Below are 24,671 nucleotides of genomic sequence, written 5' to 3'. Positions count from 1 at the left end.
CGGCGCGAGGCGCGCGCGCGGCGCGCCACGGGGCGGAGACGGGTCGGGGACGGGAGCGCGACCGGCGGGGTGGAACGCGACAGGGCGCGGACCGGAGGGTGCGTGCGTCGCCGCACCGCGCCTCCCGTCCGCGCCCTGTCGGGACGCGACGTCAGTCGCGCACGTAGGCCGGAGCGGCCTCGGCGTGGGCGTCGCCCACGCGGTGCACGCGGAGGTCGTTCGTCGACCCCTCGATGCCGGGAGGGGAACCCGCCGTCACGATGACCCGGTCCCCGGGGGCGGCGAGGCCGTTCTCGAGGAGGACGTCGTCCACCTGCGAGAAGAGCTCGTCGGTGTGGGTCTTGCGCTCGACGAGGAACGAGCGGACGCCCCAGGTGAGTGCCATACGGCGACGCGTCGCCTCGTTCGGGGTGAACGCGATGATCGGCAGGCCGTGGCGGAGACGCGACATGCGGCGCGCCGAGTCGCCGGACTCGGTGAAAACGCAGAGGTAGGAGGCCTCGGTGAACTCCGCGATCTCGACGGCGGCGAGGGTGATCGCCCCGCCGAGGGTGCGCGGCTTGGTGCCGAGCGGCGCGATGCGCTCGAGGCCGTGGTCCTCGGTGGACTCGACGATGCGGGCCATCGTGCGGACGGTCTGCACCGGGTACTCGCCGACGCTGGTCTCGCCGGAGAGCATGACCGCGTCCGCGCCGTCGAGCACGGCGTTCGCGACGTCGGACGTCTCGGCGCGGGTTGGGATCGGCGACGAGATCATCGACTCGAGCATCTGCGTCGCGACGATGACCGGCTTCGCCATACGGCGGGCGAGCTCGACCGCGCGCTTCTGCACGATCGGGACCGCCTCGAGCGGGAGCTCGACACCGAGGTCACCGCGGGCGACCATGATGCTGTCGAACGCGTCGATGATCTCCTCGAGCGCGTCGACGGCCTGCGGCTTCTCGATCTTCGCGATGACCGGGAGGCGCTTGCCCTCCTCGTCCATGATCTCGTGCGCGCGCTCGACGTCGGCGGCGTTGCGCACGAAGGAGAGCGCGATGAGGTCGGCGCCCTGGCGGATGCCCCAGCGGAGGTCCGCCTCGTCCTTCTCGCTGAGCGCGGGGACGTTGACGGCGACGCCGGGCAGGTTGATGCCCTTGTTGTTGGACACGGTGCCGGCGACGACGACCTCGGTGCGGACGCGCACGCCGTCGGTGTCGAGCACGCGGAGGCGGACCCGGCCGTCGTCGATGAGCAGCGGGTCGCCGGGCTTGACGTCCTGCGGGAGGCCCTTGAACGTCGTGCCGCAGATCTCCTTCGAGCCGGGGACGTCCTCGGTGGTGATCGTGAACACGTCGCCGACGGCGAGTTCGTGCGGGCCGTCGGCGAACTTCGCGAGGCGGATCTTCGGACCCTGCAGGTCGACGAGGATCGCGACGGGCTTGCCGAGCTCCGCGGCGGCGCGGCGGACGTTCTCGTAATTGGCCTCGTGGACGCTGTAGTCACCGTGGCTGAGGTTGAGGCGGGCGACGTCGACGCCTGCCTCGATGATCTCCTTGACGGTCTCGTACTCCGACGTTGCCGGTCCGAGCGTCGAAACGATCTTTGCGCGTCTCAATGGATTCCTTCGTGGTGGTGGATGGTGCTTGGGTTTCCGCGCTGTGGGGCCGCGCGGAACGAAGCGAGGCCACCAGCACCCTATCGAGTGCCGGTGGCCTGTCGCTCACTGCTGGATGAGCATCGGGTGGACGTCCATGATCAGACCGAGATCGCCCGGTCGGTCGCCTTGACCGGAGCCGGGAGGATCGTCGAGCCCTCGAGGTACTCGTCGACCTTGGCGGCGGCGGCACGGCCCTCGGCGATCGCCCACACGATGAGCGACTGCCCACGGCCGGCGTCACCGGCGACGAAGACGCCCGGCTCGTTGGTCGTGTAGTCGGCCTGGCGGGCAACGGCACCGGACACCGTGACCGGCAGTCCGAGCTGCGGCTCGAGCGTGTCGGTCTCGGGGCCCGTGAAGCCCATCGCGATGAGGACGAGGTCCGCGGGGATCTCCCGCTCGCTGCCGGCCTTCGGGACACGGCGCCCGTCGAGGTACTCGGTCTCGGCGACCCGGAGCGCCCGGACCTCGCCGGCCTCGTTCGCGAGGAACTCGACGGTGGACGCGAGGTACTGGCGTTCGCCGCCCTCTTCGTGTGCGCTCGTGACCTCGAACACGGTCGGGAACATCGGCCACGGCTGCTCGGACGGACGCTCGAGCGGCGGCTGCTTGCCGATCGCGAGGTTCGTCACGCTCAGCGCGCCCTGCCGGTGGGCGGTCCCGATGCAGTCCGCACCCGTGTCGCCGCCGCCGATGACGACGACGTGCTTGCCCTCGGCGGTGACCTGGTTGTCGACCGTCGTGCCCGCGTTCGTCTTGTTCTGCTGCACGAGGTAGTCCATCGCGAAGTGGACGCCCGCGAGGTCGCGCCCCGGGATCGGCAGGTCGCGCGGGACCGTCGCGCCGGTCGCGACGACGACCGCGTCGTACCGGGACTTGAGGTCGTCCCAGGTGATGTCGCGCCCGATCTCGACGCCCGCACGGAAGCGGGTGCCCTCGGCCTGCATCTGCGCGAGCCGGGCGTCGATCTGACGCTTCTCCATCTTGAAGTCCGGGATGCCGTAGCGGAGCAGACCGCCGATGCGGTCGTCGCGCTCGTACACCGCGACGGTGTGGCCGGCCCGGGTCAGCTGCTGTGCGGCGGCGAGTCCGGCGGGTCCGGACCCGACGACCGCGACCGTCTTGCCCGTCAGGCGCTCCGGCGGGTGCGGGGTGACCCAGCCGTTCTGGAACGCCTCGTCGATGATCGACACCTCGACCTGCTTGATCGTCACCGGGGGCTGGTTGATACCGAGCACGCACGACGCCTCGCAGGGAGCGGGGCAGAGGCGACCGGTGAACTCCGGGAAGTTGTTCGTCGCGTGCAGCCGCTCGATCGCCTGTCGGCCCTCGCCGCGCCACGTGAGGTCGTTCCACTCCGGGATGAGGTTGCCGAGCGGGCACCCCTGGTGGCAGAACGGGACGCCGCAGTCCATGCAGCGTCCGGCCTGGCGCTTGAGCGCGCCCGACTCCTGCTGCTCGTAGACCTCTTTCCAGTCCATGAGTCGCACGGGCACGGGTCGACGGGCCGGGAGCTCGCGCTCCTGGACCTTGAGGAAGCCCTTCGGGTCAGCCACCGGTCACCTCCAGAATTCGGTTCCACACCACGTCGCCGTCGGGGTCGAGCCCCTCGTCGACGGCCTGCTGTCGGGTCTCGAGTACGGCCGCGTAGTCCCGCGGCAGCACCTTGACGAAGTCGCTCAGGTCCCCGGACTCGAGCAGCTCGCTCGCGAGCGACGACCCGGTCTCGACGGCGTGCCGCGCGAGCAGGTCGTTCACGATCTCGACGTCGGCGCTGTCGAGCGGGCCGAGCCGGAGTTCACCGGAGGCGAGCGAGTCGGCGTTCACGTGCTCTTCCCGCAGCCCACGGACGTACGCCGTGCCGCCGGACATGCCGGCACCGAGGTTCCGGCCCGTCTCGCCGAGGATGAGCGCGAGCCCACCGGTCATGTACTCGAGCGCGTGGTCGCCCACGCCCTCGACCACGGCGGTCGCACCGGAGTTGCGCACGAGGAACCGCTCCCCCACGATGCCGCGGATGAACATGCTGCCCTGGGTCGCGCCGTAGCCGATGACGTTCCCCGCGATGACGTTCTGCGACGGGTCGAAGCCGCTGCCCGCGTCGGGACGCACGACGATCTCGCCACCGGACAGGCCCTTGCCCACGTAGTCGTTGCTGTCCCCGATCAGGCGGAGCGTGATGCCCGCCGGGAGGAACGCTCCGAGCGACTGCCCGGCGGACCCGCGCAGCGTCACGTCGATCGAGCCCGACGGCAGACCGTTCTCGCCGTGGCGGAGCGTGACCTCGTGGCCGAGCATCGTGCCGACCGCGCGTTCGGTGTTCCGGATCGGCAGGTCGAGTGCGATCGTCCCACCGTGCTCCAGCACGTCGGCCGTCTGCTGGATGAGCTGCACGTCGAAGTGGTGCTCGAGCTCGTGGTCCTGCGCGCGCTGGTGCCGGCGGGGCTCGTCGGCGTCGAACCGCGGCCCCTTGAGCACCGGCTCGAGGTCGAGACCGGATGCCTTCCAGTGCTCCACCGCACGGTCGACGTCGAGGGCGTCGGCCTGGCCGATGGCCTCTTCGAGGGACCGGAAGCCGAGCTCGGCGAGCAGCTCGCGCACCTCTTGGGCGATGAACTCGAAGAAGTTCACGACGAACTCCGGCTTGCCGCTGAAACGCTTGCGGAGTTCGGGGTTCTGCGTCGCGACGCCGACCGGGCAGGTGTCGAGGTGGCACACCCGCATGAGGATGCAGCCCTCGACCACGAGCGGCGCGGTCGCGAAGCCGTACTCCTCGGCGCCGAGCAGCGCGGCCACGACGACGTCACGGCCGGTCTTCATCTGCCCGTCCACCTGGACCACGACGCGGTCCCGCATGCCGTTCAGCATGAGCGTCTGCTGCGTCTCGGCGAGACCGATCTCCCACGGGGTGCCCGCGTGCTTGAGCGAGTTGAGCGGCGACGCGCCCGTCCCGCCGTCGTGCCCGGAGACCAGGACGACGTCGGCCAGCGCCTTCGTCACGCCGGCGGCGACGGCCCCGATGCCCGACTGGCTCACGAGCTTCACGTGGACGCGTGCGGACGGGTTCGCCCGCTTGACGTCGAAGATCAGCTGCTTGAGGTCCTCGATCGAGTAGATGTCGTGGTGCGGCGGCGGCGAGATGAGGCCGACGCCCGCGGTCGCGTGCCGGGTGCGGGCGACCCACGGGTACACCTTGGTCGGGGGCAGCTGTCCGCCCTCGCCCGGCTTCGCGCCCTGCGCCATCTTCAGCTGGATGTCGGTGGCGTGCGTCAGGTACATGCTCGTGACGCCGAAGCGCCCGGAGGCGACCTGCTTGATCGCGCTGCGACGCTCGGGGTCGAGCAGGCGGTCGACGTCCTCGCCGCCCTCGCCCGTGTTGGACCGGCCACCGAGCCGGTTCATCGCGATCGCGAGGGTCTCGTGGGCTTCCTTCGAGATGGACCCGTAGGACATCGCGCCGGTGTTGAACCGCTTCACGATAGACTCGATCGGCTCGACCTCGTCCAGCGGGACCGGCTTCCGAGCGCCCTGCGCGAAGCGGAACAGACCGCGGAGCGTCATCAGCTGCTCGGACTGGTCGTCGACGGCCTTGGAGTACTCCCGGAAGATGTCGTAGCGCCGGGACCGGGTCGCGTGCTGCAGCCGGAACACGGTGTCCGGGTTGAACAGGTGCGGCGGACCTTCGCGACGCCACTGGTACTCGCCGCCGGTCTGCAGGCGCTCGTGGGAGAGCACCGCGCCGTCCTGCGGGTACGCCTGGGCGTGCCGCTCGGCGTTCTCCTTCGCGATGACCTCGATGCCGACGCCACCGAGGATCGACGAGGTTCCGGTGAAGTACCGGTCGACGAACTCCTGGCTCAGGCCGACGGCCTCGAACGCCTGCGCACCGGCGTAGCTCGACACGGTCGAGATGCCCATCTTCGACATGATCTTCAGCACGCCCTTGCCGAGCGCCTTGATCACGTTCTTGACGGCCTGCTCCGGCGTGACGCCGCTGATCATGCCCTGGCGGACGAGGATCTCGCAGGTCTCCATGGCGAGGTACGGGTTGATCGCCGAGGCGCCGTACCCGATGAGGGTCGCGACGTGGTGGACCTCACGCACGTCGCCGGCTTCGACGATGAGCCCGACCTTCATGCGCTGCTCGGTGCGGATCAGGTGGTGGTGCACCGCCGCGAGCAGCAACAGGCTGGGCACCGGGGCCTGCTCGGCGTTGCCGTCGCGGTCGGACAGCACGATGAACTGTTTGCCCGCTTCGATCGCGGCGTCGACCTCGTCGCACACCGCGGCGATGCGCTTCTGCATCGCCTTCTTGCCCGCGTCGACCCGGTACAGGCCCTTGATCGTCACGGTCAGGTGACGACCGGACGCCGTCTCGAAGTGCTGGATCTTCGCCAGTTCGTCGTTGTCGATCACGGGGAAGTCCAGCGTGATCTGCTTCGCGTGCTCGGGACCGGCGGTCAGGAGGTTGCGCTCCGGACCGAGTCCCATGCCCATCGAGGTGATGACCTGCTCGCGGATCGAGTCGAGCGGCGGGTTCGTCACCTGGGCGAACTGCTGGGTGAAGTAGTCGAAGAGCAGCCGGGGGCGCTGGGACAGCACCGCGATCGGCGTGTCGGACCCCATCGCGCCGAGGGGCTCGGCGCCGGTCTGCGCCATGGGACGCAGGAGGATGCGGACCTCTTCCTCGGTGTAGCCGAAGGCGCGCTGCCGTCGGGTCACCGACGCGGGCGTGTGCACGATGTGCTCGCGGTCGGGCAGGTCACTCAGGTTGATCCGCCCACGCTCGAGCCACTCGCCCCACGGGCCGGAGGTGGCGAGCTCACGCTTGACCTCGTCGTCCTCGATGATGCGCCCGGCCTCGGTGTCGACGAGGAACATGCGGCCGGGACGGAGCCGTCCCTTGCGCACGACCTTGTCGGCCGGCACGTCGATGACGCCCGTCTCCGAGCCCATGACGATGAGGCCGTCGTCGGTCACCAGGAAGCGACCGGGGCGCAGGCCGTTGCGGTCGAGGGTGGCCCCGACCAGCGTGCCGTCGGTGAAGGTGATGGCCGCCGGACCGTCCCACGGCTCCATGAGCATCGAGTGGTACTCGTAGAACGCCCGGAGCTCGGGGTCCATGCCGACCTGGTTCTCCCATGCTTCCGGGACCATCATCGAGACCGCGTGCGGCAGCGACCGACCGGTGAGCGTGAGGAGCTCGAGGACCTCGTCGAAGGACGCGGAGTCGCTGGCACCGGGGCTGACGATCGGCAGCAGGGGTGCCATGTCCCCGAGCAGTTCGCTCTGGAGCTGCGACTGGCGTGCACGCATCCAGTTGCGGTTGCCGCGGACGGTGTTGATCTCACCGTTGTGCGCGAGCGTGCGGAACGGCTGAGCCAGCGGCCACGAGGGGAACGTGTTCGTCGAGTAGCGCGAGTGCACGATGGCGAGCTTCGACGCGAAGCGCTCGTCGCTGAGGTCCGGGTAGAACGGCTCGAGCTGGAGCGTCGTGACCATGCCCTTGTAGACCATGGTCCGGCTCGACAGCGACATGAAGTAGACCTCGGCGTCGTGCTCGGCACGCTTCCGCAGACGGAACGCCTGACGGTCGAGCGCGACCCCGCTCCACGACGCGCCGTGCACGTCGTGCCGGATCGAGGCGACGAAGAGCTGCTCGAACGCCGGCATCGCCGCACGTGCGAGGGTGCCGAGGACCTCGGGACGGACCGGGACCTCGCGCCAGCCGACGACCCGGAGGCCTTCTTCGCGCGCCAGTCGCTCGATCGCACCCTTCACCGCGTGACGGTCGTCCTCGCCCACCGGCAGGTAGGCGGTCCCGACCGCGTACTCCCCCGCTGCAGGGAGCTCGAACGGCACCTCGGCCCGGAAGAACTCGTCCGGAACCTGGCAGAGGATCCCCGCGCCGTCGCCGGTCCCCGCGTCCGATCCGACCGCGCCCCGGTGTTCGAGGTTGCGCAACGCCCCGAGCGCGGCGTCGACGATGTCGTGCCCGGCCGTGCCACGGAGCGTCGCGACCATCGCCAGGCCGCAGGCGTCCTTCTCATTTGCCGGGTCGTACATGCCGGCGGCGTCCGGGATCGCGGAGAACCGACGGTGCGGCGGCACGAGTGCCGCCGGGGACTTGGGTGGCTGGAGCGCCATGGGGAACCGTCCTCACGAGGAAGTGGAACAGGGACAGCGGTGGCCCGGTGGTGCGTTCCGCGACGCATGAGCGGAACTGGTGCCCGTGCCCGCCGTCAGTGAGGTGCCCTGGCGGCGTGCGAGGTGTCGGACCCGCTTGTGGCGTGTCCGGGAGGTGCTGCTGGCACTCGTGGCCGATCGGGATCGGTCACGCAGGAGGGGTGCTTCCTAGGCGCGGCCAGCGGCGCTGGTGGTGACCGGATCGGAGTCCGGGACGACCGCCGGAGCGTCGTCGTCGTCCTCCGACCAGGTGTCGTCCGAGTCTACCCCGGACTTCGAGCGGGGCTCGCGACCGGGCAGGTACGGACTCGGTTCCTTGCCGACGTGCCGCTTCGACTGGACGAGGAAGATGATGATCCCGAGCAGGATCGCCGCGAAGGACATCCACACGTTCGTCCGGATGCCGAAGAACGTCTCGCTGGTGTCGACGCGGATGGACTCGAGGACCGAGCGACCGATGCCGTACCAGATCAGGTAGAGCGCCAGGACCTTGCCCCACTGCAGGCGGAACTTCTTGTCGAGCAGCAGGATCACGACGACGCCGACGACGTTCCAGATGATCTCGTACAGGAAGGTTGGGTGGAACAGCGTGCCCTCGGGCAGGCCCTTGGGGAACGCAGCGTTGGACGACTCAATCTGCAGCCCCCAGGGCAGGCTGGTCGGCATGCCGAAGAGCTCGTGGTTGAAGTAGTTGCCGAGGCGACCGAACGCCTGGGCGAGCAGCACGCCGGGGACGACGGCATCGATGAACGCGGTGAACCGCAGGCCGACCTGGCGGCAGCCGATGTACGCGCCGACCGAGCCGAGGATGAGCGCCCCGAAGATGGCGAGCCCGCCCTCCCAGATGTAGAGGAAGGACAGCGGGTCGCGCCCGGGACCGAAGTAGTCGCTGACGTGTGTGAAGACGTGGAACAGTCGACCGCCGATGATGCCCGCGGGCACCGCCCAGATCGCGATGTCGATGATGATCCAGCGCTCGACGCCGCGTGCGTTCAGCCGACGGTTCGCGAGGATGACCGCGGCCACGATGCCGAGCAGGATGCAGATCGCGTAGGCGTGGATGCGGAAGTCGAGCGGCAGCGACCAGCCGAACGCGTCGCGCAGCCAGGCGGTCAGGTCGAAGTACTGCCACGCGGTGCTCGGGCTCGGGATGCTCAGGAGGGGCATGGAGGTGCTGTCGCCTTTCGGTGCTGGCTGGGCGCGGTGCCGACGTGCCGTCGGCCCCGCTCACTGTAGCGCGGGAGGTGCGTGCGTCAGGAACCGAGGACCCGGTCCTGTGGAAACTGTGACCGACGGGAGGCGCGGTGCGGGCCGGACTCGTCGCTCACCCGCACCGCGGTGCAGGGCCGGAACCGTCGCTCACCCGCACCGCAGTGCAGGGCCGGACTCGTCGCTCACCCGCACCGCGGTGCGGGTGCGCCGAGCGGGTCGCCGGCACCGTGCCTCCTGGACGTCAGCGACGCCGCGCGCCGGACGTGAGGTCCGCTGCCCGGTCGGCGACGCCCTGCACGCCGAGGTCCGCGAGGGCGCGGACGAAGGCCGAGCCGATGATCGCGCCGTCGGCGTACTCGAGGACCTCGCCGACCTGCTCCGCCGTCGAGATGCCGAGACCGACGCAGGTGCGCTCGACGCCGGCGTCGCGGAGGCGCGAGACGACGGTGCGTGCCGCGACGTCGACACCCTCTCGTGCGCCGGTGACGCCCATCGTCGAGACGGCGTAGACGAACCCGCGGCTGGAGTCGACCGCCTGCTGCATACGCGCGTCGGATGAGGACGGAGCCGCGAGGAACACCCGGTCCAGACCGGTGCGCTCGGACTCGCGGATCCACTCCGCGCCCTCGTCGGGGATGAGGTCCGGCGTGATGAGCCCGGCGGCCCCCGCGGCGACGAGGTCGTCGGCGAACCGCTCCACCCCGTACCGGAGCACCGGGTTCCAGTAGGTCATCACGAGCACCGGGACGTCGGCTCGCGACGTGATCTGGTGGACCGCGTCGAAGACCTGCGCGACGCGGAAGCCGCCCGCCAGGCTCTCCTCCGCCGCGCGCTGGATGACCGGCCCGTCCATGACCGGGTCGGAGTAGGGCAGCCCGAGCTCGATGACGTCGACGCCGTTCTCGGCCAGTGCCACGGCGGCGTCGACGCTCGTCTGCAGGTCGGGGTAGCCGGCGGGCAGGTAGCCGACGACGGCCCCTGCGCGCTCGGCGTTGGCGGTGTCGATCGTCGTGGCGACCGTCTGGTTCGTGGTCACAGCTGCACCGCGTTCTCGTCGAGGATGCCGAAGTAGCGACTGGCGGACGCGACGTCCTTGTCACCCCGGCCGGACAGGTTCACGAGGACGACGCCCTCGGGGCCGAGCTCGTTGCCGAGCTTGATCGCGCCGGCGAGTGCGTGCGACGACTCGATGGCGGGCAGGATGCCCTCGGTGCGGCTGAGCAGGCGGAAGGCCTCCATCGCCTCGTCGTCGGTGATCGGCTCGTACTTCGCACGGCCGATCGAGGCGAGGTAGGCGTGCTCCGGTCCGACGCTCGGGTAGTCGAGGCCCGCCGAGATGCTGTGGCTCTCGATCGTCTGGCCGTCCTCGTCCTGCATGAGGTAGGACTTCGTGCCCTGGAGGACGCCCTCGCGGCCGAGCGTGATGCTCGCGGCGTGCCGGCCGGTCTCGACGCCGTCGCCACCGGCCTCGAAGCCGTGCAGCGCGACGGACTCGTCGTCGAGGAAGGCCTCGAAGATGCCCATGGCGTTCGAGCCGCCACCGACGCACGCTGCGACCGCGTCCGGCAGGCGCCCGACGCGGTCGAGGACCTGCTGGCGGGCCTCTTCGCCGATGACCTTGTGGAACTCGCGCACCATCTCGGGGAACGGGTGCGGACCGGCGACCGTGCCGAGCAGGTAGTGCGTCGAGTCGACGTTGGCGACCCAGTCCCGCAGGGCGTCGTTGATGGCGTCCTTCAGGGTGCGGGAGCCGGTCTCCACCGGGATCACCTCGGCGCCGAGCAGGCGCATCCGGGCGACGTTCAGCGCCTGCCGTTCGGTGTCGACGGCGCCCATGTACACGACGCAGTCCATGCCGAACAGCGCTGCGGCGGTGGCCGTCGCGACGCCGTGCTGGCCCGCGCCGGTCTCGGCGATGAGGCGGGTCTTGCCGAGCCGCTTCGCCACGAGCGCCTGTCCGAGCACGTTGTTGATCTTGTGCGAGCCGGTGTGGTTCAGGTCCTCGCGCTTGAGGATGATCCGGGCTCCCCCGGCGTGCTTGGCGAACCGGGGCACCTCGGTGATGATCGAGGGCCGGCCGGTGTAGTCGCGCTGGAGGGTGTAGAGCTCGTCACGGAAGGCCGGGTCGGCCCAGGCCTCGCGGAAGGCCGCTTCGAGTTCGTCGAGCGCGAGGACGAGCGACTCGGGGACGAACCGCCCGCCGAAGTCGCCGAAGTACGGTCCGTGCAGGTCGCGGAGTGAGGTCACGATGGGTCTCCCGGGACAGGCCCGGCGAACCGGGCTGGGACGGGCCCGGCGAACCGGGCGGGGTGCCCGGCGGACCGGGCGGGGACGGTCGCCGTCGTCAGCCGCGGTCGGCGGCTGCGATGAACGACGCGAGCGTGGCAGCGGGGTCGTCGCCCGTCACGAGCGCCTCTCCCACCAGGACGACGTCCGCGCCGGCGGCACGGTAGTGCGCCACGTCGGCTGGACCGGCGACCGCGGACTCGGCGACGCGCACGACCCCGTCGGGGATGCGGTCGGCGAGCGAGCCGAACAGGCCGCGGTCGAGCGAGAAGTCCGTCAGGTCGCGGGCGTTCACCCCGAGGATCCGGGCTCCGGCGTCGAGGCCGCGCGAGACCTCGTCCGCCGAGTGTGCCTCGACCAGGACGCGCATGCCGAGCTCTTCCGCCAGGGTGTGGAGCTCGACCAGCTGCTGCTGCTCGAGCGCCGCCACGATGAGCAGCACGACGTCGGCGCCCGACGCCCGGGCCTCGATCACCTGGTAGGGGTCGGCGATGAAGTCCTTGCGGAGCACGGGGACGGACACCCGCGCCTTGACCGCCTCGAGGTCGGCGAGCGAGCCGAGGAACTTGCGCCCCTCGGTCAGGACGCTGATCGTCGAGGCGCCACCGCGCTCGTAGTCGGCGGCGAGGGACGCGGGGTCCTCGATCGCCGCCATGGAACCGCGGGACGGGCTGGCACGCTTCACCTCGGCGAGGATCTTCACCCGGTCGCCGGGGGCCAGGAACGCGAGGGCGTCGAGTGGGGACGCGACGCGGTCCAGGTCGCGTTCGACGTCCGCGTAGGGACGGTCGATGCGACGGGCCGCGGCGTCCTCGAGCGCGCCCGCGACGAGGGTCTCGAGCACGTTCGGCATGCCGGACCTACTCGGAGTGGTGCTTGGGGACGAACTTCGGGCCGTCGACGCCGTAGCCCGCCTTCTTCATGACGCCACCGACGATGAGGCCGATGAGCACCACGCCGGCGGAGGCCCAGACGCCCCACGGCTGGTCGAACCAGAAGAACAGCGTGCCGGCCGCGAATCCGATCAGCATGATCACGACGGCGGTCCAGGCTGCCGGCGAGTGGCCTTCGCCGAGTTCTGCGGGCTCAGTGTTGCTCACGGTGCTCCTCGTTCTGCTTCGACGCCGTCGTTCGACCGGCGTCCGTTCGATCCTACCGTGTCGCCCGGCGCCGCTCCGGCAGAACCCGCGGTCGCGCCGTCGGGGGCCGCGACCGCGTCGTCGTGCCCAGCCACCGCGTCGTCGTGGCCGGCCACCGCGTCCGACGTCGGGTCGACGCCGGCGCTCAGGTCGTCCCAGTCCACGACGGCGTCCCGTTCGGCGGGAGCTGCGGCACGGGCGTCCGCGGCGGCGCCGGCCGTCGCGGCGCCGTACTTCCGGCTCGGTCCGGGCCAGGACCGCTGCACCACGAGCACGACGCCCCCGAGCGCCACGGCGAGCACGCCACCGGCGATGCCGACGGCGGGCCACACCGACACGTCCACGCTGGAGACGACTCGACGGACGGCGGACAGGTCGGCCACGCCCGCGACCTCGCCGACGGCACCCTTCGCCGCGGCCACCGGGTCCGCCAGGGCGGTGACGCCGGACACCACCACGCCGACGCCGAGCAGGATCTCGACGGCGGCGAGCACGATGCGGACGACCCGACCGGCGATCGTCATCGCCAGGAAGAGCGCGAGGCTCGCGATCGCCAGGGCGGTGTACTGCGGGACCGCGGCCGCACCGTCGGCGTCCACCTTCGCCGCGACGGCGGCGCCGGCGTGGAGGTGCACCGTGAACCAGGTCTGCGTCCACGACAGCATGATGATCCCCGCGACCGCGAGGCCGGCGACGACGACGAGCGGCCGGGAGCGGCGGGCCTTCACGAGTGCACCCCGCGCATGCGGTTCGCGGTCGCGACGGCGCGGAGCGGCGCTGCGGCCTTGTTCACTGCCTCGATGTGCTCGGTCTCCGGGTCGGAGTCCGCGACGAGCCCGGCGCCGGCCTGCACGCGTGCCACGCCGTCCTTGATGAGGGCGCTCCTGATCGCGATCGCGAGGTCGGCGTCGCCGGCGAAGTCGAAGTACCCGACCACGCCCGCGTAGGCGCCGCGCTTCGCGGGTTCGAGCTCGTCGATGATCTCGAGCGCCCGCGGCTTCGGCGCCCCGGAGAGGGTGCCTGCCGGGAACGTCGCACGGAACACGTCGATCGCCGAGGCGTCGGACCGCACGGCGCCCTCGACGCTCGACACCAGGTGCATGATGTGGCTGAATCGCTCGACGGTCATGAACTCCGTCACGGCGACCGTGCCCGGCTCGCAGACCTTCTGCAGGTCGTTGCGTGCGAGGTCGACGAGCATGAGGTGCTCGGCGCGCTCCTTCGGGTCCTCGAGCAGGTCCTCGCCCAGGCGGACGTCGGCCTCGGGCGTGGCACCGCGCGGACGCGACCCGGCGATCGGGTGCGTGATCGCCCGACCGTCCTGCACCTTGACCAGGGCCTCGGGCGAAGCGCCGACGATCCAGAAGCGCTCGTCGGCGGTGTCCGCGAGCGACAGGAAGTACATGTACGGGCTCGGGTTGAGCGTCCGCAGCACGCGGTAGACGTCGAGGGGGTCCGCGGTGACCTCGTGGTCGAACCGCTGCGAGATGACGACCTGGAAGACGTCGCCGTCGCGGATGAAGTCCTTCGACCGCTCGACGGCCGCCATGTAGTCCTCGGGGGTGGACCGGTGCGTCGGGGTCGGCTCGGCGATGTCGAACGCCTCGGCGACGGTCGCGGCCGAGGGCTGCACGAGGTCGGCCTGCATCCGGTCGAGTCGCGCCTGCGCGTCCGCCCACAGCGCCTCGGCGTCGTCGACGCCGTCGTTCAGCACGCTGGCGACGAGCAGGACGAGCCCGGTGCGGTGGTCGAGCGCGGCGAGCTCGGAGACGAACGCGAGGGCCTGCCCCGGGACGTCGAAGTCCGCCGGCGGGACGTTCGGCAGGTGCTCGAGCTGACGCACGGCCTCCCAGCCGATGAACCCGACGGTGCCCCCCACGAGCGGCGGCGTTCCGGGGATCCGCGGCGTGGCCCAGCGCTCGTGCAGTCGTGCGAGGACCTCGAGCGGCTCGCCGTCGAGGGAGTCCACGGCGCGGGACGCGGGGATGCCGGTGTCGATCCACGCGGCGCGGTCGCCGTCCTGGGTGAGGACGCCGAAGCTGCGCACGCCGACGAAGGACCAGCGCGACCAGAGCCCGCCCTGACCGGCGGACTCGAGCAGGAAGGTGCCGGGTCGGCCGTCGGCGAGCTTCCGGTAGACACCGACCGGCGTCTCGCTGTCGGCGTAGAGCGCGCGCACGACGGGGACGACGCGGTGGCCGTCGAGCAGGGCGTCGAACTCCGGACGGGAGGTCGTGTGCGGCGTGTCGGAGAGCGTCGCGGTGCTCATCGGGTCGTCTCCACGGCCCCACCCGCGGGAGCGGACGAGCCGCCGGCGGGCGCGGACGAGCCGCTGGCGGGCGCGGACGCCGTCACGGGGTCGAGGGGGTCGACGTCGAAGCAGCGGTGGGCGCCGGTGTGGCACGCGGCCCCGACCTGCTCGACGGTCACGAGGAGCGTGTCCGCGTCGCAGTCGAACGCCGCCCCGCGCACGTACTGCGCGTGCCCCGAGGTGTCGCCCTTGCGCCAGTACTCGTTCCGGGACCGCGACCAGAAGGTCACCCGTCCCTCGGTCAGGGTGCGGCGGAGGGCTTCCCGGTCCATGTAGCCGAGCATGAGGACGTCCTTCGACGACTCCTCTTGCACGACGGCGGGGAGCAGCCCGTCCGCACCGAACCGCGCGCGGTCGAGGACCGCGTCCGTACTGGTGCTGGTGCTGTCGGTCATGAGACTCCTAGCCTACGGCGGAGGATGGGCGAAAGGCTGCGGAAGAGCGGACGGTCGCGGGTGAGCGGACGGCGGAGGGTCAGCGGACGGCGTGCCCGGACGCGCGCAGCGCGGCCTTGACGTCCCCGATGGTCATCTCGCCACGGTGGAAGACGCTCGCGGCGAGGACGGCGTCCGCGCCCGCCTCGATCGCCGGGGCGAAGTGCTCGAGCCGACCCGCGCCTCCCGAAGCGATCACCGGGACCGTCGCGACGGCGCGCACCGCGGCCACGAGCTCGAGGTCGAACCCGCTCTTCGTGCCGTCCGCGTCGATGGAGTTGACGAGCAGCTCGCCCGCGCCGCGCTCGACGGCCTCACGCGCCCAGGCGAGCGCGTCGAGGTCGGACTCGGTCCGTCCGCCGTGGGTCGTGACGACGAAGCCCGACGGCATCCGGTCCGACCGCTTGACGTCCAGCGAGAGCACGACGGCCTGCGCGCCGAACCGGTCGGCGATCTCACCGACGAGCTCCGGGCGGGCGATCGCGGCGCTGTTCACGCCGATCTTGTCCGCGCCGCACTGCTGCAGCCGGGACACGTCGTCGACGCTCCGGACGCCACCGCCGACGGTGAGCGGGATGAACACCTGCTCGGCGGTCCGGGTCACGGTGTCGTACATCGTCGCCCGGTTCTCGACCGTGGCACCGACGTCGAGGAAGGTGAGCTCGTCCGCACCCTGCTCGTAGTAGCGCGCGGCGAGCTCGACCGGGTCGCCCGCGTCCTGCAGGTCGAGGAAGTTGACGCCCTTCACGACCCGACCGCCCTTGACGTCGAGGCACGGGATGACCCGGACGGCGACCCCGCCCTCGCGTGCCGGCGACACGGCGCCCGGCCCGGTCGCCCCGCTCACAGCCGTGCTGCGTGGATCGGGCTGACGAGGATGGCACGCGCGCCGAGGTCGTACAGCGCGTCCATGATGAGGTTCGCGTCGTCGCGCGGGATCATCACGCGCACCGCGGACCAGTCGCGGCCGTGCAGCGGCGACACGGTGGGCGATTCGATGCCCGAAGCGATCGCCGTCGCCTGCTCGAGCAGGCCGGTCGGGATGTCGTAGTCGAGCATCACGTAGCCACGGGCGACGAGCACGCCCTGCAGCCGGCGGCGCAGGACGTCGATGCCCGGGATCGTCTCGTCGGTGGAGATGAGGAGCGCGGTCGACTCGAGGATGACCGGCCCGAAGATCTCGAGTCCGGCCGCCCGGAGCGTGCTGCCCGTCGAGACCACGTCGGCCACGGCGTCGGCGACACCCAGGCGGACGGCGCTCTCGACCGCTCCGTCGAGCTTCACGAGCGTCGCGGTGACCCCGTGCTTCGCGAGGAACTCGCCGACGAGCCCGGGGTAGCTCGTGGCCACCCGGACGCCGTCGAGGTCCTGCAGCGTCGTGAACCGGCCGGGCGTGCCGGCGAACCGGAACGTCGAGTCGGCGAAGCCGAGCGCGTCGACCTCGTGCGCGGCGGACCCGGAGTCGAGGAGCAGGTCACGGCCGGTGATGCCGACGTCGAGCGCGCCGGAACCGACGTACGTCGCGATGTCGCGCGGGCGGAGGAAGAAGAACTCGACGCCGTTGCGCTCGTCGAGCAGGTGGAGGGCCTTCGGGTCGCGTCGGCCGGCGTACCCGGCCTCGCGCAGCATCTCGGAGGCGGTCTCGGACAGGGAGCCCTTGTTGGGCACGGCGATGCGGAGCATCAGGGGGTCTGCTTTCTGGTGGAGGGTCGGCGACTGATCAGCGGATCAGAGATGTCGCCACACGTCCGCCGGGGTGAGCCCCTTGGCGACCATGAGCACCTGCAGGTGGTACACGAGCTGCGAGATCTCCTCCGAGGTGCGCTCGTCGCCCTCGTACTCGGCCGCCATCCAGACCTCGGCCGCTTCTTCCACGATCTTCTTGCCGATCTGGTGCACGCCGGCGTCCAGTTCGGCGACGGTGCCGGAGCCCTCGGGGCGCGTGCGCGCCTTCTCGGTGAGCTCCTGGAACAGGTCGTCGAACGTCTTCACGCCCATCAGGCTACCGTCCCCCGACGGAGCGACCGACGTACCGTCCGGACGGGAGGCGCGGCTCCGCTCCGCCGTGCCCCTCACCTCGGTCGCGGGTCGGGTCACGAGCGCGCTGCCGCTGCCGCCTCGCGGAGGTCCACGATGCGTGAGGCCGGCTCGCCGCCGTAGACCGCGGAGCCCGCCACGAGGGTGTCGGCACCGCTGCGGACCGCCTCGGGCACGGTGTCGACCGCGATGCCGCCGTCGACCTCGAGCCAGACGTCGAGCCCCGAGGCGTCGACGGCCGCGCGGGCGTCGGCGAGCTTCGGCATCACCGAGGGCATGAAGGCCTGGCCTCCGAACCCGGGCTCCACCGTCATGAGCAGGATCATGTCGTAGGCGTCGAGGTGGTGGAGCACCTGCGTGATCGGCGTCCCGGGCTTCACCGCGACGGCCGCTCGGGCGCCGTTCGAGCGGATCGCCGCGGCGGTCGCCACCGGGTCGTCCGCGGCCTCGAAGTGGAAGGTCACGCTCGACGCACCCGTCTCGGCGTACTTCGGCGCCTCGGTGTCGGCGTTCGTGATCATGAGGTGGACGTCGAGCGGCACAGGGGAGACCTCCTGCAGGCGCTGCACGATCGGCAGGCCCAGCGTGAGGTTCGGCACGAAGTGGTTGTCCATCACGTCGACGTGCACCAGGTCGGCGGTCTCGATGCGGTGGAGCTCGCGTTCGAGGTTCGCGAAGTCGGCGGACAGGATGCTCGGCGAGATGCGGATCGTCACCCGTCGAGCCTACCGGCGCGCAGCGTCAGGCGACGCGACGGAACAGCGCGATGAACATCGCGTCCGTCCCGATCCGGTGCGGCCAGAGCTGCACCGTGTTCCCGTCGGCCACCCGTGGGTCCCGAGCGGCGACGGACCGCACGACGGACGCGGTGTCGAGCTGCTCGAGTTCGCCACCGTGCCGGGCCATCAGGGCGTCGACCTGTCCGCGGGTCTCCGCCAGGTGCGGCGAGCACGTCACGTACGCCAGCGTGCCGCCGGGCGCGAGCACGCGCACCGCGGCGTCGAGCAGCTCCGCCTGCAGCGCGGCGAGTTCGGGGACGTCCTCGGGTTGCTTGCGCCACCTGGCCTCCGGACGTCGCCGGAGCGCCCCGAGTCCGGTGCACGGCGCGTCGAGCAGGATCCGGTCGAACGTCACCCCGGCGCCGTCGCGCCCGAACCGCCGTCCGTCGCCCTCGACCACGGTCACGCCGTCACCCGAGCCCGCGAGGGCCTTCCGCACGAGCCCGGCACGCGCCGGCACGAGCTCGTTCGCCACGAGGGTCGCCCCGCCCTGTGCGGCCTCGGCCGCGAGCAGCGCCGCCTTGCCACCCGGCCCGGCACAGAGGTCGAGCCACCGCTCCCCCGGCCGGATCGCGGACGACCGGCTGAGGGCCAGCGCCGCGAGCTGCGACCCCTCGTCCTGCACGCGGAGCCGACCGGCGGTGACACCCGGCACGCGGGCCGGGTCGCCGGAGATCCCGCGGATGCCGACGGGCGAGACGGGCAGGTCCGCCTCGGGGTGCGCGGGCGGTCCGGGAGGCGCGACCTGCGTCACCTCGTCGGCTCCGGTCGCCGACACGGCCGGGTCCGAGCCGGTCGTCGGGTCCGCCTCGTCGGCTTCCGCTCCGTGCTCGGCGTGGGCCCGGGCGGCGGCGAGGTCCTCGTCGGTGGCCAGGCCGGGCAGCGCGGCGAGCTGCACCCGCGGTGCGACGTTGTCGGCCGCGAGCAGCGCCGCCAGCTCGTCGCGTGAGCGCTCGGCCGCGAGGGCGTCCCGCAGCGCGGACACGACCCACGTGGGGTGCGACCACCGGGTGGCGAGGAGTGCGTCCCCACCGCGGCCCTCGGTGATGAGCGCGTCCCACTCGTCGTCGGTGCGTGCGGCGACCTTACGCAGCACGGCGTTCACGAAGCCCGTGGCGCGGCGGGCACCGATCTCGCGGGCGAGTTCGACCGTGGCGTCGACGGCGGCGTGCGTCGGGGTGCGCATCCCGAGCAGCTGGTGCGCACCGAGCCGGAGGACGTCGAGCACGTCCGACTCGACGTTGTCGATGCGTCGACCGGAGGCGAGGGCGATGATCGCGTCGTACCGGCCGAGCATCCGGATCGAGCCGTAGGTCAGCTCGGTCGCGAAGGCGGCGTCCCGCGCGGAGAGTCCGGCGCGGCGGATCCGGGTGGGGAGCAGGAGGTTCGCGTAGGCGTCGTCGACCTGCACCGCACGCAGCACGTCGAAGGCGACCCGCCGTGCGCTGCTCGGCCGCGTCCCGCGGTGCCGACGCTGCCCGGTGTTCTCGGCGCTCACGCGAGGACCTTCCCGTCGAGGGAGCCGAGGCCACGGGCCCAGGCCGCGGCGTCCATGGCCTTCTTGCCGGCGGGCTGCACCTCGGTGAGCACGAGCGGGTCGTCGGCGGTCCCGACCAGCAGCCGACCGCCCTGGACGCTGAGCGCACCCGGGTTGAGCCGCGTGGCGGGGTCCGTCGCGCCTCCTGGCAGTCGACTGCTGCGGAGCAGCTTGACGCGGGTCTCGCCGAGGTGGGCGTACGCACCGGGCTCGGGCGTGACGCCGCGCAGGCGCGCGTGCACGACCGGTGCGGGTGCCGCGAAGTCGATCCGGCCGTCGTCGATGGTGAGCTTGGTGGCGAGGGTGGGCTCGCCGGTCTGCGCGACGGCGACCGCGGTCCCGGCGGCGATGTCGTCGACGACCCGGGCGACGGTCTCTGCGCCGGTCTCGGCCATGGCGGCGAGGACCTCGCCGGAGGTCGCCTCGGGATCGATGTCGAACGGGTCGCTCGCGTAGACCGGGCCGGCGTCGAGCGCCTCGACGAGCTGGAACACCGTCGCGGCCGTCCGGGTGTCGCCGGCCATGACCGCACGCTGGACGGGCGCGGCGCCGCGGTACCGCGGCAGGTCCGAGAAGTGCAGGTTCACCCAGCCGAGCCGCGGCGCCTCGAGCGCCGGGCGTCGGAGCAGGGCGCCGTACGCGACGATGACACCGAGGTCCGCTCCGAGCGCGGCGATGCGGGTCGTGACGTCGTCGTCGACGCGGGCGGCCTCGATCACCGGGAGGCCGAGTTCCTGGGCGACCTGGGCGACGGGCGTGGGCGTCAGGACGCGCTTGCGGCCCTGCGGGGACGCCGGACGGGTGAGCACGGCGACGATCTCGTGCTCGGACGCCGCGAGTCGGCGGAGGGTGGGGACGGCCGCAGCGGGGCTGCCGGCGACGACGAGACGCATGGAGTCCATCGTCCCACGTGCGGACGTGCTCGCCGCGCACTGCGGATGGCGCGGAACACCGCCACGGCGGGGTGCGTACCGTCATGGCGATGACGGACATCACCACCTCCACCGACCGATACGCGGGCTCGAGCATCCAGAAGATCGCGCTCGTCGTCGGGATCGTCTTCCTGCTCGTCGGGATCGCCGGGTTCGTCCCCGGGCTGACCACGGGCGACCTCGGCGGCGCCGGCCACGGCTCGATGGCGATGCTGCTCGGGCTGTTCCAGGTGTCGGTGCTGCACAACATCGTGCACCTGCTGTTCGGCGTGGTCGGGCTGCTCGCGGCCCGGTACGCCACCGGGTCCCGCACGTACCTCGTGATCGGCGGAGTCGTCTACTTCGTGCTCTGGGTCTACGGGCTCTTCACCGCCGGGTACGACTCCGGCGCGAACTTCGTGCCGCTGAACTGGGCGGACAACTGGCTGCACCTGGTGCTCGCGATCGGGATGGTGGCGCTGGGCGTGGTGTTCCCGCGCGAGCGCCGCCGTCCCGTCAGCGCCGGCTGAGCGCGGGCGGGCCGGCGTGCCGCGCGGCGGACTCGGAACGACATCACCGATGTCGCACGACCTCGATGTTGTCGCCCGTTGCCGACGCGGGCAGTCGCGGCGCGGAAGGAACGACGAGGCCGATGTCGTACGACGTCGAGGATGTCGTTCGGCATCGGACCGTCGGAGCCGCGCCGCGCCACGACGACCCCGCGTCACACCTCGGTGAAGGGCTCCGCGTCGTCGAGGCGCACCCGGAGCGCCGGCGCCGCCCGACGTCGGTTCCCCCCGGGGAGCACCCGCCGGGTGGAGGCGCGCCGGATCACCTCGGCCTTGAGCGTCGCCGCGACCTCAGCCCCGTGCGCGTACGGGAACCGCACGATCGCGCGGACCGTGCCGGGGAGCGCGTCGTCCTCGACCGGCACCGGACCGAGCACGGGGCCGACCGTGAGCCCGTCGAGCGCCTCGACCGCGGCCGTCACCGCCTCGTCCGTGCCGGTCAACGTCGCGACCCGGACGGCCGGTGGGAAGTGCAGCTCGCGGCGGTCGGCGAGCTCGTCGTGCGCCGGACCGTCGAGCCGCCACAGCGCCATCGCCGTCGCGAGCTTCCCGCCGATGCCGACGAGGTACGCCTCGGCGCCGGGGGCACCCTTGGCGGCGGCGTTCGTCCAGAAGCGCAGGACGTCCTCCTGCACGCGGAGCCCCTCGCGCGCGAGCATGCGCTCCCCGTCCAGCAGGAGCACGCAGGCGTAGCCGCCGGGGACGCTCGGCTCGGCGCCGCGGGTGGCGACGACGACCGAGGGGCGCGCCGGGACCTCGTCGAGCGGACGCGAGCCGTCGGCCACCACGATGCGGGTGCCCGGGAACGCCCGACCGAGTTCGTCCGCCGTCCGTTGCGCTCCCTGACCGACCGGCTTCACGGTGCCGTTGCCGCAGGTCGGGCAGCGGAACCCGACCGCGAGTGCGCCGCAGAACCGGCACTGCGGCGTGGCACCCCGGTGCGGACTGCCGAGCGGCCCGCCGCAGATCCGGCAGTGTGCCCGCTCACCGCACTCGGCGCAGACCAGCCCGGTGCCGAACCCCGGACTGGCGACCTGCACGAGGACGGCCCCGTGCTGACTGGCCTCGCGCGCGGCTCGCCACGCCGAGCTCGGGATGCGCGCCTGGGCGGCGTACCCCTCGACCCCGGTCTGCTGGACGGTCGGGATGACCTTCGGCGTCTGCACGCGGTACGGCGTGACCTCCTGCAGCCAGTGCAGCTCGACGAGCCGCTGCACGTCGGTGCTCCGGGCGTGCGACACGAACAGCAGCGCGGCACCCGACTGCGCGGCCCGGACGAGGGCGACGTCCCGGGTGTGCACGTAGGGGGCGCGCGGCTCGACGAACGAGGCGTCCCCGTCGTCCCACATGGCGATGAGCCCGAGGTCCGTCGCCGGCGCGTACACCGCCGTGCGGTTTCCGATCGCGACGACTGCGTGGGTCCGCGCCTGCAGCAGCGCCTTCGCCCGCTGCCCGTTCGTCTGCTTGGCGTCGAACCGGACGACCCGTTCCGGTGGCAGCACCGCGAGGAGGGCACGCTCGAGGTCGGTCACGTCACGGAAGTCCGGGACGGCGATGACCGCGGACCGCTCCGCTGCGATCGCGTGCGCCGCCGCCTGGGCGAGCGTCGCGGCCCACCCGGGGACCCACACCGGCGCGTCGGCGTCACCGAGCGCCACCGGGTGGGGGACGGCGGCGACCGCAGCCCGACCGTGGTCCGCGACCAGTGCCTCCAGGACGCCCTCGGCGTAGCCGGCGACGGGCCCGGGCGTCACCGCGGGCGGCGACCAGGACGTGTCGCGGGCGAGCCAGGCCTTCTCGGCGCGGACCTGGCGCGTCGGGACGGCGAGCCGGAGCACGTCGGACGCGACCCCCGCCGCCCGGTCGGCGACGGCGCGCGCGAGCTTCCAGATCTCCGGGGCGAGGACCGGCACCGGGGAGACCACCGTCTCGATCGCGCTGAGTTCGCCCGGGTAGTCGCCCTCGTCGACGATCTCGACGACGTAGGCGTCGGACATGCGCGCGCCCGTGCGGAGCGGCACCTTGACCCGCACCCCCGGCACGCAGTCGTCCCCGAGCTCGTCCGGCACCCGGTAGTCGAACAGACGGTCCAACTGCGGGAGCGGCGAGTCGAGGACGACGCGCGCGACGGTGGTCACGCCGCGGCCTCAGACGGCGGCGGCGACGAGTCCTGCGGCGGCGCGGAGTTCCTCGACGCGGTCGAGCTGCTCCCAGGTGAACCCGGGGAGCTCGCGGCCGAAGTGCCCGTAGGTCGCGGTCTTCGCGTAGATCGGACGGAGGAGGTCGAGGTCGCGGATGATCGCAGCCGGTCGCAGGTCGAACACCTGCAGGATCGCGGCCTCGATCGTGGCGTCGTCGACGTGTCCGGTACCGAACGACTCGACGTAGAGCCCGACGGGCTTCGCACGGCCGATGGCGTAGGCGACCTGGACCTCAAGCCGGTCGGCGAGGCCCGCGGCGACCGCGTTCTTCGCGACCCAGCGCAGCGCGTAGGCGGCCGAGCGGTCGACCTTCGACGGGTCCTTGCCGCTGAACGCACCGCCACCGTGGCGGGAGGCCCCGCCGTAGGTGTCGACGATGACCTTGCGTCCGGTGAGGCCGGCGTCGCCCTGCGGGCCACCGATCTCGAAGCGGCCGGTCGGGTTCACGATGACGTCCACGTGGGACGAGTCGAGGTCGACCTGGGCGAGCACCGGACGGATGACGTGCTCGGTCACCGCGGCGGTGAGCTCGTCGAGCGTGACGGACGGCGAGTGCTGCGTGGAGAGCACCACGGTCTCGACGGTCTTCGGCACGACGCCGTCGTACCCGACCGTGACCTGGGTCTTGCCGTCGGGCCGCAGGAACGTGAGCTCACCGGACTTGCGTACGGCGGCGAGGCGCTCGGCGAGCCGGTGTGCGAGCCAGATCGCGACGGGCATGTACTCGGGGGTCTCGTTCGTCGCGAAGCCGAACATGATGCCCTGGTCACCGGCGCCCTGGCGGTCGAGCGGGTCGACTCCGGCACCGGACCGCGCGTCGAGCGACTCGTCGACGCCCTGGGCGATGTCGGGCGACTGGGCGCCGATCGAGACCTCGACGCCGCAGGTGTGGCCGTCGAACGAGACCTCGGACGAGTTGTAACCGATGCCCGTGATGACGTCACGGACGAGCTTCGGGATCTCGACGTAGCCCGAGGTCGTGACCTCGCCGGCGACGTGCACGAGCCCGGTCGTCACCATCGTCTCGACCGCGACGCGTGCGTGCGGGTCGACCGTCAACAGTGCGTCGAGGATCGTGTCCGAGATCTGGTCGCAGATCTTGTCGGGGTGCCCCTCCGTCACCGACTCGGACGTGAAGAGGCGCAGGCTGCTGCTCGTCACCGCGGTCAGTCGGTGGGCTGCTGCTGCTTGGTGACGGTGAGCTTGTCCTCGTTGATCTCGTGCAGTGCGACGGACAGCGGCTTGTCGTCGATCGTCGAGTCGACCAGCGGGCCGACGTTGTCGAACAGCGAACCCTCGTGCAGGTCTGCGTAGTAGTCGTTGATCTGCCGCGCGCGCTTCGAGGCGAAGATGACGAGCGCGTACTTCGACTCCACCTTGGCGAGCAGGTCGTCGATGGGCGGGTCGATGATGCCCTGGGGGTTGGCCAT

The 24,671-nt window shown here is 71.9% G+C and carries 21 protein-coding genes; 1 reads left to right on the top strand and 20 read right to left on the bottom strand.

From position 1 onward, the window contains the following. Positions 1-151: 151 nt before the first annotated feature. The 17 genes from pyk to fmt form a co-directional block, all read right to left on the bottom strand. Positions 152-1,597, bottom strand: a complete 1,446-nt coding sequence (gene pyk, locus Q7F20_RS04490; protein WP_305738904.1) for a pyruvate kinase — start codon at positions 1,595-1,597, stop codon at positions 152-154. Between the two features lie 140 nt (positions 1,598-1,737). Continuing rightward, entirely contained in the window at positions 1,738-3,195 is a 1,458-nt protein-coding gene (locus tag Q7F20_RS04485) for a glutamate synthase subunit beta (RefSeq protein ID WP_305738903.1), read from the bottom strand. Continuing rightward, entirely contained in the window at positions 3,188-7,705 is a 4,518-nt protein-coding gene (gene gltB / locus Q7F20_RS04480; RefSeq protein ID WP_305738910.1) for a glutamate synthase large subunit, read from the bottom strand. The genes Q7F20_RS04485 and gltB overlap by 8 nt, the downstream gene beginning before the upstream one ends. A 288-nt stretch (positions 7,706-7,993) precedes the next feature. After that, complete coding sequence (lgt, locus tag Q7F20_RS04475) at positions 7,994-8,992, bottom strand: prolipoprotein diacylglyceryl transferase (protein WP_305738902.1); 999 nt, start codon at positions 8,990-8,992, stop codon at positions 7,994-7,996. A 286-nt stretch (positions 8,993-9,278) separates the two neighbouring features. After that, entirely contained in the window at positions 9,279-10,073 is a 795-nt protein-coding gene (gene trpA, locus Q7F20_RS04470) for a tryptophan synthase subunit alpha (protein WP_305738901.1), read from the bottom strand. Then, the gene (trpB, locus tag Q7F20_RS04465; protein WP_305738900.1) at positions 10,070-11,284 is read right to left on the bottom strand and encodes a tryptophan synthase subunit beta; all 1,215 of its coding nucleotides are present in this window, start codon (positions 11,282-11,284) and stop codon (positions 10,070-10,072) included. The genes trpA and trpB overlap by 4 nt, the downstream gene beginning before the upstream one ends. Before the next feature lie 97 nt (positions 11,285-11,381). Continuing rightward, positions 11,382-12,167, bottom strand: a complete 786-nt coding sequence (gene trpC, locus Q7F20_RS04460; protein ID WP_305738909.1) for an indole-3-glycerol phosphate synthase TrpC — start codon at positions 12,165-12,167, stop codon at positions 11,382-11,384. 16 nt (positions 12,168-12,183) lie between these two features. Then, positions 12,184-12,423: an HGxxPAAW family protein gene (locus Q7F20_RS04455; RefSeq protein WP_070416235.1), complete on the bottom strand. Its 240-nt coding sequence runs from the start codon at positions 12,421-12,423 to the stop codon at positions 12,184-12,186. Beyond that, complete coding sequence (locus tag Q7F20_RS04450; protein WP_305738899.1) at positions 12,420-13,190, bottom strand: Trp biosynthesis-associated membrane protein; 771 nt, start codon at positions 13,188-13,190, stop codon at positions 12,420-12,422. Before Q7F20_RS04450 ends, Q7F20_RS04455 begins: the two co-directional genes overlap by 4 nt. Continuing rightward, complete coding sequence (locus tag Q7F20_RS04445; RefSeq protein WP_305738898.1) at positions 13,187-14,731, bottom strand: anthranilate synthase component I; 1,545 nt, start codon at positions 14,729-14,731, stop codon at positions 13,187-13,189. The genes Q7F20_RS04450 and Q7F20_RS04445 overlap by 4 nt, the downstream gene beginning before the upstream one ends. Continuing rightward, complete coding sequence (gene hisI, locus Q7F20_RS04440; RefSeq protein WP_305738897.1) at positions 14,728-15,168, bottom strand: phosphoribosyl-AMP cyclohydrolase; 441 nt, start codon at positions 15,166-15,168, stop codon at positions 14,728-14,730. The genes Q7F20_RS04445 and hisI overlap by 4 nt, the downstream gene beginning before the upstream one ends. 79 nt (positions 15,169-15,247) lie before the next feature. After that, the gene (gene hisF, locus Q7F20_RS04435; RefSeq protein ID WP_305738896.1) at positions 15,248-16,054 is read right to left on the bottom strand and encodes an imidazole glycerol phosphate synthase subunit HisF; all 807 of its coding nucleotides are present in this window, start codon (positions 16,052-16,054) and stop codon (positions 15,248-15,250) included. Next, a complete protein-coding gene (gene hisG, locus Q7F20_RS04430) occupies positions 16,051-16,890 on the bottom strand; it encodes an ATP phosphoribosyltransferase (protein ID WP_305738895.1) in 840 nt (279 codons plus the stop codon). Before hisG ends, hisF begins: the two co-directional genes overlap by 4 nt. A gap of 45 nt (positions 16,891-16,935) precedes the next feature. Beyond that, positions 16,936-17,199, bottom strand: a complete 264-nt coding sequence (locus tag Q7F20_RS04425; RefSeq protein ID WP_031259753.1) for a phosphoribosyl-ATP diphosphatase — start codon at positions 17,197-17,199, stop codon at positions 16,936-16,938. A gap of 101 nt (positions 17,200-17,300) precedes the next feature. Continuing rightward, positions 17,301-17,960 (bottom strand): ribulose-phosphate 3-epimerase, encoded by a 660-nt coding sequence (gene rpe, locus Q7F20_RS04420; protein WP_305738894.1) that lies wholly within the window; start codon positions 17,958-17,960, stop codon positions 17,301-17,303. 25 nt (positions 17,961-17,985) lie between these two features. Next, positions 17,986-19,521 (bottom strand): RsmB/NOP family class I SAM-dependent RNA methyltransferase, encoded by a 1,536-nt coding sequence (locus tag Q7F20_RS04415; protein WP_305738893.1) that lies wholly within the window; start codon positions 19,519-19,521, stop codon positions 17,986-17,988. Continuing rightward, positions 19,518-20,453, bottom strand: a complete 936-nt coding sequence (gene fmt, locus Q7F20_RS04410; protein WP_305738892.1) for a methionyl-tRNA formyltransferase — start codon at positions 20,451-20,453, stop codon at positions 19,518-19,520. Before fmt ends, Q7F20_RS04415 begins: the two co-directional genes overlap by 4 nt. Before the next feature lie 89 nt (positions 20,454-20,542). Here fmt and Q7F20_RS04405 point away from each other — a divergent pair, with 89 nt between their 5' ends. After that, a complete protein-coding gene (locus tag Q7F20_RS04405) occupies positions 20,543-21,001 on the top strand; it encodes a DUF4383 domain-containing protein (protein WP_305738891.1) in 459 nt (152 codons plus the stop codon). A gap of 194 nt (positions 21,002-21,195) precedes the next feature. On the opposite strand, the gene Q7F20_RS04400 is transcribed toward Q7F20_RS04405, so the two are convergent. Genes Q7F20_RS04400 through rpoZ form a run of 3 tightly spaced genes read right to left on the bottom strand, consistent with a single transcriptional unit; the run spans position 21,196 to position 24,671 of the window. After that, on the bottom strand, positions 21,196-23,178 hold the full coding sequence (locus Q7F20_RS04400) for a primosomal protein N' (protein ID WP_305738890.1): 1,983 nt from the start codon (positions 23,176-23,178) through the stop codon (positions 21,196-21,198). Positions 23,179-23,187: 9 nt separating this feature from the next. After that, complete coding sequence (gene metK, locus Q7F20_RS04395; protein ID WP_305738889.1) at positions 23,188-24,402, bottom strand: methionine adenosyltransferase; 1,215 nt, start codon at positions 24,400-24,402, stop codon at positions 23,188-23,190. Positions 24,403-24,407: 5 nt separating this feature from the next. After that, a complete protein-coding gene (gene rpoZ / locus Q7F20_RS04390) occupies positions 24,408-24,671 on the bottom strand; it encodes a DNA-directed RNA polymerase subunit omega (RefSeq protein ID WP_022906709.1) in 264 nt (87 codons plus the stop codon).

This window comes from Curtobacterium sp. A7_M15, assembly GCF_030705415.1.
GTDB lineage: Bacteria > Actinomycetota > Actinomycetes > Actinomycetales > Microbacteriaceae > Curtobacterium.
Note: the sequence above shows the minus strand (reverse complement) of the source record. Positions and strands in the feature narration are given on the sequence as shown.

Excerpts from the sequence above, each read along its gene's own strand:
- gltB (WP_305738910.1), bottom strand. The coding sequence starts at position 7,705 with ATGTACGACCCGGCAAATGAGAAGGACGCCTGCGGCCTGGCGATGGTC.
- lgt (WP_305738902.1), bottom strand. The coding sequence starts at position 8,992 with ATGCCCCTCCTGAGCATCCCGAGCCCGAGCACCGCGTGGCAGTACTTC.
- Q7F20_RS04445 (WP_305738898.1), bottom strand. The coding sequence starts at position 14,731 with ATGAGCACCGCGACGCTCTCCGACACGCCGCACACGACCTCCCGTCCG.
- hisI (WP_305738897.1), bottom strand. The coding sequence starts at position 15,168 with ATGACCGACAGCACCAGCACCAGTACGGACGCGGTCCTCGACCGCGCG.
- hisG (WP_305738895.1), bottom strand. The coding sequence starts at position 16,890 with ATGCTCCGCATCGCCGTGCCCAACAAGGGCTCCCTGTCCGAGACCGCC.
- fmt (WP_305738892.1), bottom strand. The coding sequence starts at position 20,453 with ATGCGTCTCGTCGTCGCCGGCAGCCCCGCTGCGGCCGTCCCCACCCTC.
- Q7F20_RS04405 (WP_305738891.1), top strand. The coding sequence starts at position 20,543 with ATGACGGACATCACCACCTCCACCGACCGATACGCGGGCTCGAGCATC.
- rpoZ (WP_022906709.1), bottom strand. The coding sequence starts at position 24,671 with ATGGCCAACCCCCAGGGCATCATCGACCCGCCCATCGACGACCTGCTC.